The organism is Blautia sp. AF32-4BH (assembly GCF_003460565.1).
Lineage (GTDB): Bacteria > Bacillota > Clostridia > Lachnospirales > Lachnospiraceae > Fusicatenibacter > Fusicatenibacter saccharivorans.
In genome coordinates this window covers 40,669-53,120 of sequence record NZ_QTVL01000001.1, presented here as the reverse complement: position 1 = coordinate 53,120, position 12,452 = coordinate 40,669, and the positions used below count along the sequence as shown (strand labels likewise).

The window sequence follows — 12,452 nt, the reverse complement described above, 5'->3', positions numbered from 1 at the left end:
AAGAATTATAATCCTTCCGTAAACGGCTCGTCCGCCGGATAGCCGCCGCCTAATTTTTGCATACAGCGCTGGATGGAATCTTTTGAATTTCCCCAGTCCTTATCCTTGTTGCGGTAATCGAATTTGTCAGTAAACCATGTTACCTCTTCCTGCAGCCGCTGGTAATTTTCTTTCATGATTTTGAACAGAGTCGGGTAAAATTCCGCTTTCTGTTTATCATTCAGCTTTTTCTCCGCCGTTTCTACCAGATCCGCAAAATGCGGCAGACAGAAGCCTTTTCCCTCGCGGAACAGTCTTGCAAACTCCTCGTCTTTTTTGTAGAGATCAAAGAACGTATCAAGATAGCGGTTATAGTTTGCCTTGAAGTGATCGCAGACGTAGCACGAATGCGTCTTCTCATCAATCCACTGGCCGATCGCAGTCTCACGGCCCTGTTTGTCGAGGGATGTCTTCTGCATCCGCTTGAACACCGAGGATTTTCCCGGTGCAAACAGATCCATCTGTGCGGCAAGCTCCTGGTTCAGTTTTTTCAGATGGGTGGATAAAATCAGACCGCTTCCGAGACGGTTTCCGTAATCGTACATCATTTTATAGTGGTGGCGGCAGAATCCCATCGCGTCTGTTTCCGCACGCACATCATCCTCCATATAGGATGCGCCGGAACCGAGCGCAAACGAAATCGCATGCTGCTCTGCTTCCCGCTCCAGATAGCAGAACGGGCACTCATCTTCCGCCTTGAATGCATCCATCAGCGGAATGGTATGGATCGACTCTTTCATAATGTAAAAACCTCCGATTTTATTTGTTGGTGCTTTCTACAGCATACACAAAAACCTCTCATTTGTCAAAAGAACTCTTTTTCCTGTTTTCCTATTATTCTGATGGATAATTTCTATATTTTGCACAATTTACATGTGCATTATAAAAATTTAAAGTTGTTTCTTTTTGGTATTTAATCGTTTAAGATAAATATTATATAAGTCTTTGTATCACTCTGTTCAGAAAGGAGCCATAGCAATGGGAGAACGTCATACGGAGGAGATGCGCCTCCTCGGTCTTACCATCGCTTTTTATCGCAGAGCACGCGGATTAACGCAAAGTGAGCTTGCCGAAGCTGTCCAGATCAGCCGTACACATATGAGCAACATCGAAGCGCCAAACAGTCATACCTCTCTGTCTCTAAACAAGCTGATGGATATTGCGGAAGCACTCGAAATTCCGCTGAAAACATTATTTGATTTCAAACGGTAAGCCCGGAAAGCTTTCCGTTTTTTATAGCAGATTTTTACAGCAACCCCCCGCAGCCGGTGTGCGCCCGGTGCGGGGGCTTTTTCTCTCTTATTTTCCCGAAAAATCCGGAGTTCCGTCAAGATTATACGGGGTCACCTGGTATACATAGTAGTTCAGCCAGTTCGTGTACAGATTGTTCGCATGTGACCGCCATAAAAGCACTGGTTTTGTATTTGGATCGTCGTTTTTATAATAGTTCTTCGGAATCTCAATCGGGAGTCCTTTGTCTTTATCGCGGTGGTACTCGCCGTCGAGCGTCATACGGTCGTACTCCGGATGACCCATCACAAAAATCTTTCTTCCCTCTTCCGCCATGCCAAGATAGAATCCGGCTTCGTCGGACTCTGCGAGAATCGTGACATCTTTGCAGGCACGGATATCGTCGATCGGTACTTCTGTGTGGCGGGAATGCGGTGCCAAAAACTCGTCATCGAAGCCTCGCACAAGCGGGATCTTGCGGTTGTTGACTTTGTGCCAGAACAGCCCGAATTTCTTCTCCGGAAGCATCCGTTTCTTCAGTCCGTAGAAATGATACAGACTCGCCTGGGCTCCCCAGCAGAGGAACATCGTGGAGGTAACATGTGTGTTCGTCCAGTCCATGATCTTTGTCAGTTCATCCCAGTAGTCAACTTCTTCAAATTCCATCTGCTCGACCGGTGCACCGGTGATGATCATACCGTCGTAATAATTTTTCCGCACATCCTCAAATTTCACATAGAACGTGTTCAGATGGCTGGTCGATGTATTTTTCGCCTCGTGGCTTGCCACCATCAGAAAGGTGACATCAACCTGCAGGGAGGTGTTGGAAAGGGAGCGCAGAAGCTGCAGCTCGGTATCTTCTTTGAGCGGCATCAGATTCAGGATCATAATCTTCAGCGGACGGATGTCCTGATGAACCGCTCTTGTCTCGTCCATGACGAATATATTTTCGCTTTCGAGTATTTCTTTTACAGGTAAATCTGCCTGAACTTTAACCGGCATATTCTTTTTCCTCGTTTCTATTCTTCTTGATCTGCCGCGCTTTTCTCTGCGCAGACAGGCGGTTTGCTTTTTCCGGCAGGAATTTCTGCCGTCTGCTTCCGATTATAGCAGATTCCCGCGCGGGATGCAAACCGCCTTTGCAGATATTTCGTTATTCTTCTGTCATCTTCAGAAATTCCTCTTCTGAGATCACCGGCACGCCGAGTTCGCGCGCTTTCCGGTTTTTGGAGGAACTGGATGTCGTGTCGTTGTTGATCAGATAGCTCGTCTTTCCCGTTACACTTCCGGTGGCTTTTCCGCCGAGCTCCTCGATTCTTGCCTTTAATGCATTCCGGTTCGGGAAATGTTCCACACTTCCGGTGATGACGAAGGTAAGACCGGCTAATTTCTGTTCTTCCTGGCTTGCCTGCGGCTTCTCAATCGTCAGATACGACAGAAGGCGCTCAAGGCGTTCTTTATTTTCCTCATCCGCAAAGTAATCCACGATGCTTTTTGCAATCACTTCTCCGACACCGTCGATCTGCGCGAAATCCTCCGCCGATGCATTCCGGATCCGGTCGAGATCGAAATCGAAGGCTTTGCAGATCATTCTCGCGTTTGCAAGACCGATATTTAAGATGCCAAGTCCGAAAATCAGACGGGGCAGCGTTGTGTTTTTCGCGCGCTCGATGCTGTCGATCAGATTCTGGTATGATTTTTCACCGAAACCGTCCATCTCCACAATCTCGTCGCGGTAGCGGTCGAGACGGAAAATATCGGCAAACTCACGGATGAAGCCGTGGCCCACGAATTTTTCGAGCGTTGCCTCCGACATGCCGTCGATGTTCATCGCGTCGCGGCTTACAAACAGGGTGAATGCCTTCATGAATTTTGCCGGGCACTCCGGATTCGTACAGTAGAGGGTCTCGACATTGTTCATCATCTGAATCCGGGTGGCACCGCCGCAGGCAGGACACGTTTCCGGAATATCGCGCACACCGCTTCTCGTCAGATTCTCTGAGATCTGTGGAATGATCATGTTTGCTTTGTAGACAAGGATTTTATCACCCACACCGAGATCCAGCGAACGCATGATACTGATGTTGTGGACGCTTGCGCGGGAAACCGAAGTTCCTTCCAGCTCGACCGGCTCAAAAACCGCAACCGGATTGATGAGACCGGTTCTCGACGGGCTCCACTCAATTTCAAGCAGAGTGGTCTCCTTCTGTTCATCCGCCCATTTGAAGGCGAAAGCGTTCCGCGGGAATTTCGCGGTTGTGCCGAGTGATTCTCCGTAGGCGATATCGTCATACAACGTGACAAGGCCATCGGACGGGAAATCGTTTGTCTCGATTTTCGTGGAGAAATATTGCATCGCCTCGTCGAGGTTATCTTTGGTGACAACCTTGTATTCCACCACCTCGAAGCCCTGCTCTTTCAGCCACTCCATCTGACGGATTCTGGAATTTTCGAAATCCTGTTCCGGAGCGCTCACAAGCGCAAATGCCATAAAATGAACGTGGCGTTTTGCCGTAATCTCATTGTTCAGCTGGCGCACAGAACCGCTGCAGAGGTTCCTCGGATTCTTGTATTTCGCATCGACATCCTCAATCTCCTCGTTGATCTTCTCAAAATCGGAATAGCGGATGATCGCCTCGCCGCGCAGAACCAGCTCTCCCTGGTACGGGATTTTTAAGGGAATATTTTCAAACACTTTTGCATTGTTCGTGACAACCTCTCCGATCACGCCGTTTCCACGGGTGACGGCCTTTGCGAGGGTACCGCCGCGGTACGTCAGAACGACGGTCAGACCGTCCATCTTCCAGGATAGCAGCGTTTTGTGATCCCCGATGAAGCTGCGGAGCACTTCCACATCTTTCGTTTTATCAAGGGAAAGCATCGGCGACTCGTGCGCTTCTTTCGGCAGTTCGTCCATCGCCTCGTAGCCGACTTTTGTGGTCGGGCTTCCGGCGAGTGTTACGCCTGTTTTTTCCTCTAATACCTGCAGTTCGTCATACAGCGTGTCGTACTCCAGGTTGCTCATGATCTCCCGGTCTTCCTGGTAATAGGCTTTTGCCGCTTCGTTCAGCTTTTTGACCAGTTCCTTCATCCGTTCTGTCTCGTTCATCGCTTTTCCTCCCCGATCTGCTTTTTCAGTTCTGCTAATTCTTTTTCCGTTAAAGGGCGGTACTCCCCTGTTTTCAGGTCTTTCAAGTGAATATTCATGATCCGCACACGTTTCAGCTTTGTGACACGATATCCTAATGCTTCGCACATCCGCCGGATCTGACGGTTCAGCCCTTGCGTCAGAATAATCGTAAAGCTGCGCTCTCCCGTTTTCTGGATCCGGCACGAGCGCGTCACGGTATCGAGAATCGGCACGCCGGATGCCATTTCTTTCAGAAATTCCGGTGTAATCTCTTTGTTTACCTCGACCTGGTATTCTTTTTCGTGGCGGTTTCTGGCACGCATGATACCGTTTACGATCGCACCGTCGTTCGTCATCAGAAGGAGGCCTTCGGAATCTTTATCGAGTCTTCCCACCGGGTAAATCCGCACCGGGTAGGACAGATAATCGATGACGTTGTTTTTCTCCCGTTTTTCCGCAGTACAGACGATGCCGCGCGGTTTGTTGAAGGCGAGATAGACTTTTTTCTCCTCCGGGACAACGGTTTTGCCTTTCACGACAACAACGTCGCCAGACTCCACCTGCATGCCGGTTTCCGCGCGTTTTCCGTTTACCGTAATCTCGCCCGCTTCTGTCAGACGGTCCGCCTCCCGCCGCGAGCAGACGCCCGCATCACTTAAGTATTTGTTTAAGCGCATGGTTTTATCCTTCCAAAAAAGCAGTTTCATAAAAACCAGAAACTGCTTTTTTTGTTTTGTATTATTCTATTGTTCCTACTGAATGCTCTCTACATATACTCTCAGGGAAGCATCTGCATCGAGTGCATTCCGATAATCGTTCTGAACCTGTTCGATCAGATTTTTGACTTCTTCGTTTTCGAGCGCCGCTTTCATAGCCTCGGTTACGGCCGCATCGCTGTCAGTATCATCCATGATTTTCAGGCCGCCGTCTTCTGTCGTGTAGAGATAATACTCCGAAAGCATCGGCAGGGTCTGGTTGATTCCCAGATATTTGCATCTGCTGCTGACAAACGCGATGTACGTTCCGTCGCTTGGACCGCTGATCGTGTAGACCTTTACATCTCCGTATGACTCCACATCGCTTTCTGCCTCAATCTGCGCCTGCTCCTCCGCGGTCAGATTATCTGTTACTGCAAAAAGACCGTTGATATCCCTTGCACCGAGCGCGGTGTAATACTGCTCCAGCACGGTGCTTACTTCCGGGACATTGTCCGTGGCAAAGGAGACAGCCGTATTATCGGTATTCTCTGTATTACTGGTATCGTCTGCCGCTTCCGGCTCACTTGTCGGCTCAGCCTCTGCATCCGGCGCGCTGGCAGTATCGGTACTGGAAGCATCTGCACTGGAATCATTCGCGGAATCCGAAACGTCCGATGAAATGCCTGTGCTGTCCTCAGAATCTGCTTTGCTGTCTGCTTTTACCTGTGTCTTTTTATCCGGCACATTGTTTCCGGTGCTGCTGCTTGTTACGGTTCCGCCGCTCGATTTTCCATCGTTTTTTGGTGACACCAGATGAACGATGAGAAGAACCGCTGCCACAATCAGGAGAATTGCTCCGATCAGAAGCATGTAGCGCAGATTATCGGAAATCCATTCCCGGATTTTATCTTTTGTTGTCATTGGTTTTGCCATATTTTTCCTCCTTCATCAAAACTGATCCGCCGGATCAGTTATTGATATGCTCAGCAAGCAAAAAAACCTCTACTTCACACCGAAGCAGGGGCTTTCCTTATCCTGCGCCGGTCCTGCCCGCCGCAGCATGCCATGTAGCAAAAACGCGTCTGGAGGGATTCGAACCCCCGACACACGGTACCGGAAACCGTTGCTCTATCCCCTGAGCTACAGACGCTGATGTGATCTGTTTTCTCAACCACACTATGATAGTTTACCACAGACTCCTGCAATTGTAAAGTATTTTTCCCACCCAGCCGCCCATTTTTTTCTTAAATTATTCGCAGACTATTCTGCCACACAGCTTACGTTTCTTCCTCACACAGCGTCAGTTCCCCGCTTTCCCGGTGGTAATAATAAACGTGATCCGACAGAATCTCCTGCGGCTTGACCGTCTTTTCATTCACGTCCCGTACCATGTCGGAAAGACACTCCTCTGGGAACACATCATAATCTGGAATCACCATGCACTCATGGATACTGCTCGGAATCACATAAAGACTTGCCTCAAAGCGCTGCGAAAGACTCTCCAGCACGCCGGGATAGCACATGCAGATTGCACCCAGCTTTCCTCTGCGGTTGCTGACCAGGTAAAACTGTTCCGCCAGCGGACCAAGCTCGAACAGGGGAAATGTTACTCCGTACTCCTCTTTCAAATACACCATAAGGCTGTCTGTGCGCACCGGCAGATCCCGCAGGGTGTTCTCCCAGGCACGGGCATCCAGCTCCTCCGCCGAAATTCCCCACAGCTCCCGGTGCGTCTCGTGGATCAGAATTGTCGCATCCGGCACGCGGTTTCCCCGCATCTGGTAATAGTACACGACCGCGAGATCGAGAAATTTTCTGTGCGGAACTTCGGAGAGCAGCGTACGGTTTTTCTCCGCATGAATGAGCTCGCAGTAGATCTGCGGCGCAGCATTTTTCCAGTTGGTAAAAAAGGCAGCTTTCTCCGGTCTTCTCGCCTCCGCTTCCACTTTCCGGTACTGCTCCAGTACCTTTTCTGCAATCTGAGAAAGCGGCACGCCCTGCAGACAGCATTCATACAGAAGCTCCACGTAGATCGTCGGTGCAATCCAGTCCTTCTTTCTGCTGATGACAAACGCCTCTTTTTCGATACCGTTCAGCTTCTGCACCGATTCTATCTTCACCTCAAAATCATCGCCGGCTTTTCTTTTCAGCAGCGCGGCAAGCTGCTCTTTGAACATCTGATAGTCCATTTTTTCCCACCTTTCCTGTTTGATTGCCTTTTGTATTTTTGCTTTACGGAACAAAAAAAGCTCCGAAAAACACAACTTAAAAACCTCTGTACAGATCTGTATATGCCAGAGATTCGTTGGTTCGCGGAACTTCGAACGATGAGAAAAACGGGCCCGGACTGCTTCCGACAGCCTTTATCAGCCATTTTTCAGACGAATATTCTATTTATTTAGAAAACCGTGTCCGCCACAAAGAAAGTTGTGACGGACAACGGCGGGAACAGTCTTACTTATACACGGGACAGATATTCACCTGTTCTGGTATCAATTTTGATTTTGTCTCCCTGGTTTACGAACAGCGGAACGCTTACGGTAGCACCAGTCTCAACGGTAGCCGGTTTGGAAGCACCCTGTGCGGTATCTCCCTTGAAGCCTGGCTCAGTCTCGGTGATCTCAAGCTCTACAAACAGAGGCGGTTCGATTGCGAATACATTTCCGTTGTAGGAACATACTTTAACCATTTCGTTTTCTTTTACAAATTTCAGAGCATCTCCGATGGTCTCTTCGTTCAGAGCGATCTGCTCATAGTTTTCTACGTTCATGAAGTAGAATAAATCACCATCGCTGTACAGATACTGCATGTCTACACGCTCGATACGAGCCTGCGGGAATTTCTCAGTCGGACGGAAGGTACGCTCTACCACACCACCGTTGATGACATTTTTTAATTTTGTTCTTACGAATGCAGCTCCTTTACCAGGTTTTACATGCTGAAATTCAAGAATCTGAACGACCTGACCATCGATCTCGAGGGTAACGCCGTTTCTAAAATCTCCTGCTGAAATCATTCTGATTTTTCCTCCTTAACATAGTACGATGCGCCAAATGCGCACCATAGGCTTATCTTATAATATAATATTTTTCCCGATTTTTCAACTGTTTTTTTTCGTAATCCTGCCGCGGGCCAGATCACGCTCATAAAAGAACAGTACAATGTGCTCCAGATACCGTTTCAGAACGATCTGAATTTCCTCTTTCGGATTGATCGGCTCGGTCAGAATATTGTAAAGTCCGGTCCGTTTTGCACCGTACACATCGGTGAAAAGCTGATCCCCGACAAAGACCGCCTGCTCCTCTTTGATCCCCATTCTCCGGCATGCCTCCTGGTAGTTTTTCACCGAAGGCTTGTGCGCATTTTCGATATAGATAGAACCGACCGCATCGGCAAACGGAGCCACACGCGGTTTCTGATTGTTGGAAAGCAGACAGGTGGAAAAACCAGTCTCCCGAAGAGACGCAAAGAACGCAGCCGCCTCCTTCGTTGCCGGCGCACCGTGCGGAACAAGCGTATTATCGATATCAAAAATCACGCCCCGGTATCCTTTCCGGTACAGATCCGCGTAATCGATCGTATAGGCACTTTTTTCTCTCCGGTCCGGGTAAAACATCCGCATCAGTATAGTTCCCCGGTTCTTCTGGTTTTTTCCACTCATCTTCTTTCTCCAATCCTCTTTTCGTTTATACAGTAACTTTATTCTTCTTTCAGAAACTCCTGCAGAGCCTCAAAATTTGCTTTCATCTGGTCATAGCCGTGCTGGTAAAATTCCCGCAGCTTCTCCTCGTCCTTTTCGAGACGCGATACCGCCGGTATCTCCGGGCGGATCACAAAGACGGAGCCTTCTTCTTCCCATTTTTCGATGCATTCGAGTACCTGGTTATAATGTTTCGCGCGGTTTACAAGCGCACGCACGAGATTCGGGTATTTGCGGAATGCCGCCACATACAGCTCCCAGCCTCTCGTTCCCTCTTTTTTGCGGTAACCGAAATTCCGTGTCAGAATAATGACATTTTTTCGGTGTCCCGTCTTTAAGGAACGGATAATCGGGATCGAATCGGCAACACCGCCGTCGACGTACTCGTTTCCGTCGATCTCCACCATCGGGCAGGCGATCGGCATGCTCGATGATGCACGGCCAATTGCAAGCAGACGTTCTTTATTTTCGCGGTCATCCAGATATTCCGCGCGTCCCGTCTCACAGTTTGTCACAACCAGCTCACACGTCTGCGGCGATGCAAAATACGTATCAAAATCAAATGGAAAAATCTCATACGGATACCGTTCGAACACCATATCCATGTCGAGCAGTGCTTTTTTCTCAACGATTGTCTTGATATTCTTATTGACGTAGCGGTTTTTCTCATCCGTGACAATCATACAGTCCCTCGTTCTGCCAATCTGGCGCGATACATAGTCCAGCGCATTGCAGGCTCCGGCGGAAACGCCGATCACATGAGGGATATAATACTCCTGCTCCATCAGAAAGTCCAGCGCTCCTGCTGTAAAGACGCCGCGATTGGCCCCTCCTTCCAATATGACTGCTCCGGATTTTGTTATGCTGTAATTTTTTGTCTCATTCATTCTCCTGCACTCTCCTATTTTTCACAATGACACATTACTTCCTGCACAGAGCAATGCCGGAGCAGATCGGAAAATCCCGACACGCTCCGGCCCTTCTGCCTGTTTTATCTGTTTTCCAGCGGAACATAGTCCACTTCATCTTTGACACTCTTGTACGCCGGGCGGATGATCTTGTCGGTGTTGATCAGTTCCTCCATCCGGTGTGCACTCCAGCCGACGATACGCGCGCAGGCGAACATCGGGGTGTAGAGCTCCAGCGGAAGATCCAGCATGCTGTAAACGAAGCCGCTGTAGAAGTCGACGTTTGCGGATACACCTTTGTAAATATGGCGCTCCTCGCCGATGATCTTCGGAGCCAGTTCCTCGACCATAGCGTACAGCCGGTAATCTTTCTCTCTGTGTTTTTCTTTTGCCAGCTGCTCAACGAAGGTCTTGAAGATGCGCGCACGCGGGTCGGAAATGGAGTAAACCGCATGGCCCATACCGTAAATCAGACCTTTCTGGTCGAACGCCTCTTTGTGCAGCAGCTTTCTTAAGTAATTCGATACTTCTTCCTCATCCGTCCAGTCTTTGACGTGTGACTTCATATCGTCGAACATCCGCACAACCTTGATGTTTGCACCGCCGTGCTTCGGTCCCTTTAAGGAGCCGAGCGCCGCTGCAATTGCGGAGTACGTATCGGTTCCGGAAGAAGAAACAACATGTGTTGTAAAGGTTGAGTTGTTACCGCCGCCGTGCTCCATGTGGAGGACGAGGGCAAGATCGAGGATCTTCGCCTCCAGCGGGGTGTATTTCTGATCCGGGCGGAGCATCAGCAGAATGTTTTCTGCGGTGGAAAGCTTCTTCGACGGATTGTGGATATATAAACTTTTTCCCTTGATATAATGGTTGTACGCCTGATAGCCATAGACGGACAGCATCGGGAAAACAGAAATCAGGTTAATGCACTGGCGAAGCACATTCGGAAGGGAGGTATCATCTGCGTGGTTGTCGTACGCGTACAGGGTCAGAACGCTTCGGGACAGAGTGTTCATCATGTCCTTGGTCGGCGCTTTCATAACAACGTCACGCACAAAGTTCTTCGGCAGGGACTGCTGCTGTTTTAAAATCGTCTTAAAATGCTTAAGCTGCTCTTCATTCGGCAGATTTCCAAACAGGAGCAGATAAGCGACTTCTTCAAATCCCATACGGTTTTCACTCAAAAATCCCTGGGTCAGTTTTTCCACGTTGATGCCGCGGTAGTACAGACGTCCGTCACACGGTGTTTTGACGCCGTCAATGATATCCGAAGACACAACGTTTGAAATCTGTGTCAGTCCCGCAAGGACGCCAACGCCGTTGACATCGCGCAGTCCGCGTTTTACATCGTATTGCCCATACAGCGAAACATCCATTTTGGAGTTATCCAGACAGATGTTTGTCAGTTCCTCTATTTCCGGTGTTACTTTCATGCTAAAAGCCATATGCATTCCCCTTTCTCTTCTCTTTTTTTACTCACTTTCGCTCATTATAGCATTAAACCAAGGGATTCGTATACTGAAATTTTTATAAACATTCGAAAAATTTTCGTAAGATTTTGTCTCACAAAAGGTATCAGGCTTCTGTTTTACATGCATCGAAGGCTTGATCCAGTGCGTCCAGGAAATCTCCCATCACGTAATACAGCGTCTCAAACCGCAGATAATCGAGGACGTTTTCATCCCACATAAACTTCAGCACCGGCGGGAATTCCTCATCGGACTCCCAGAACTGGAAGACGAGCGGCAGAAACGGAAAGACATGAAAAACAAAAGCAGCGTCTCCCGGGAAATATGGTTTTCCGCCAAGGGAAACGCATGCTTTTTTCAGCTGTTCCACATGCCCGTCATACCGTGCGGCGCGGCTGTCGTGAACGCCGGACGCAATCGTGCGGCCTTTGATCGTTCCCTTTAAGGAATTGGTACGCGCATACGTGCCGGCGAGCACAATCTCCTTCTTTCCGCAGCAGAGCAGGTCGAAAATCGTCAGCGTCTCATTGAAACTGCCCTGATGTACATGAAGAAAATGGTCTTTTGATCCCTCTACAACGCCGGTATGGCGGTTCACTCTCCATTCTTCAAAAAGATACGGCACATAGAAATAATCGCCATCAAACGCAAAGCCATACTTTCCTTCGATCTCCTTCTGATCGTATGTCAGAAAACGTTCCTGCATCTGATCACGCATTTTAATATAGTTCGACACTTCCATTTTTTTGCCTCCCGCTATTTGTCGAGCATCTTTTTCAGCTCGTCCATGAACGTGTTGACGTCCTTGAACTCACGGTAAATCGACGCAAAGCGGACGTACGCCACCTGATCCAGGTCTTTTAAGTAATGCATGACCTTCTCTCCGATCACAGAGCTTGGAATCTCGCGTTCCTCGCCGTTGAAAAGCTCCGTCTCCACCTTGTTGACCATCTCGTTGATCTTCTCGGCGGACACCGGCCGTTTGTGGCAGGCGCGCAGGATACCGGTCTCGATTTTCGAGCGGTCATACTGCTCGCGGTTCATATCTTTTTTGATGACGATCAAAGGGATCGTCTCCACTTTTTCGTATGTCGTAAAGCGTCTGCCGCAGACATCGCACATCCGGCGGCGGCGGATCGCATTGCTGTCTTCAATCGGGCGTGAATCCACAACCCGGGTATTATCCTGATTACAAAATGGACATCTCATATCTTTCGTCCTCGTTTCTAAATAAGTATTTCGGAAAGTTTTCTACTTTTACAGTATACGCATTTTTCCGTG

Annotated in this window: 13 protein-coding genes and 1 tRNA gene; 1 reads left to right on the top strand and 13 read right to left on the bottom strand. The window is 48.9% G+C overall.

Annotated features, from left to right (window positions below):
* Positions 1-5: 5 nt before the first annotated feature.
* Positions 6-779 carry a DUF6062 family protein gene (locus DWZ44_RS00310; protein ID WP_117509116.1) on the bottom strand — a complete coding sequence of 258 codons (774 nt, stop codon included), beginning with the start codon at positions 777-779 and terminating at the stop codon, positions 6-8.
* A 238-nt stretch (positions 780-1,017) separates the two neighbouring features.
* Here DWZ44_RS00310 and DWZ44_RS00305 point away from each other — a divergent pair, with 238 nt between their 5' ends.
* Positions 1,018-1,251 carry a helix-turn-helix domain-containing protein gene (locus DWZ44_RS00305; RefSeq protein WP_022462523.1) on the top strand — a complete coding sequence of 78 codons (234 nt, stop codon included), beginning with the start codon at positions 1,018-1,020 and terminating at the stop codon, positions 1,249-1,251.
* Positions 1,252-1,338: 87 nt separating this feature from the next.
* On the opposite strand, the gene metA is transcribed toward DWZ44_RS00305, so the two are convergent.
* From metA to nrdR, 12 genes are all read right to left on the bottom strand, one after another.
* Complete coding sequence (gene metA, locus DWZ44_RS00300; protein ID WP_055228462.1) at positions 1,339-2,271, bottom strand: homoserine O-acetyltransferase MetA; 933 nt, start codon at positions 2,269-2,271, stop codon at positions 1,339-1,341.
* A gap of 151 nt (positions 2,272-2,422) precedes the next feature.
* Complete coding sequence (gene ligA / locus DWZ44_RS00295) at positions 2,423-4,378, bottom strand: NAD-dependent DNA ligase LigA (RefSeq protein ID WP_117804012.1); 1,956 nt, start codon at positions 4,376-4,378, stop codon at positions 2,423-2,425.
* Complete coding sequence (locus DWZ44_RS00290; protein ID WP_117509172.1) at positions 4,375-5,076, bottom strand: pseudouridine synthase; 702 nt, start codon at positions 5,074-5,076, stop codon at positions 4,375-4,377. Before DWZ44_RS00290 ends, ligA begins: the two co-directional genes overlap by 4 nt.
* A 75-nt stretch (positions 5,077-5,151) precedes the next feature.
* Positions 5,152-6,030, bottom strand: coding sequence for a hypothetical protein (locus DWZ44_RS00285; protein WP_117509117.1), 879 nt, complete (start codon positions 6,028-6,030; stop codon positions 5,152-5,154).
* 144 nt (positions 6,031-6,174) lie between these two features.
* A tRNA-Arg gene (locus DWZ44_RS00280) sits at positions 6,175-6,247 on the bottom strand.
* Positions 6,248-6,374: 127 nt separating this feature from the next.
* Positions 6,375-7,286, bottom strand: a complete 912-nt coding sequence (locus tag DWZ44_RS00275; RefSeq protein ID WP_118666314.1) for a DUF5688 family protein — start codon at positions 7,284-7,286, stop codon at positions 6,375-6,377.
* A gap of 269 nt (positions 7,287-7,555) precedes the next feature.
* On the bottom strand, positions 7,556-8,113 hold the full coding sequence (gene efp / locus DWZ44_RS00270) for an elongation factor P (protein WP_022462517.1): 558 nt from the start codon (positions 8,111-8,113) through the stop codon (positions 7,556-7,558).
* 84 nt (positions 8,114-8,197) lie between these two features.
* The gene (locus DWZ44_RS00265; RefSeq protein ID WP_117509173.1) at positions 8,198-8,722 is read right to left on the bottom strand and encodes a YqeG family HAD IIIA-type phosphatase; all 525 of its coding nucleotides are present in this window, start codon (positions 8,720-8,722) and stop codon (positions 8,198-8,200) included.
* 74 nt (positions 8,723-8,796) lie between these two features.
* Positions 8,797-9,684 carry a patatin-like phospholipase family protein gene (locus DWZ44_RS00260; protein ID WP_055218274.1) on the bottom strand — a complete coding sequence of 296 codons (888 nt, stop codon included), beginning with the start codon at positions 9,682-9,684 and terminating at the stop codon, positions 8,797-8,799.
* 104 nt (positions 9,685-9,788) lie between these two features.
* Positions 9,789-11,147 carry a citrate/2-methylcitrate synthase gene (locus DWZ44_RS00255; protein WP_117509174.1) on the bottom strand — a complete coding sequence of 453 codons (1,359 nt, stop codon included), beginning with the start codon at positions 11,145-11,147 and terminating at the stop codon, positions 9,789-9,791.
* A gap of 130 nt (positions 11,148-11,277) precedes the next feature.
* Positions 11,278-11,913, bottom strand: a complete 636-nt coding sequence (locus DWZ44_RS00250; RefSeq protein WP_117509119.1) for a DUF3786 domain-containing protein — start codon at positions 11,911-11,913, stop codon at positions 11,278-11,280.
* 14 nt (positions 11,914-11,927) lie between these two features.
* Positions 11,928-12,380: a transcriptional regulator NrdR gene (nrdR, locus tag DWZ44_RS00245; RefSeq protein WP_022462512.1), complete on the bottom strand. Its 453-nt coding sequence runs from the start codon at positions 12,378-12,380 to the stop codon at positions 11,928-11,930.
* Positions 12,381-12,452: the final 72 nt, after the last annotated feature.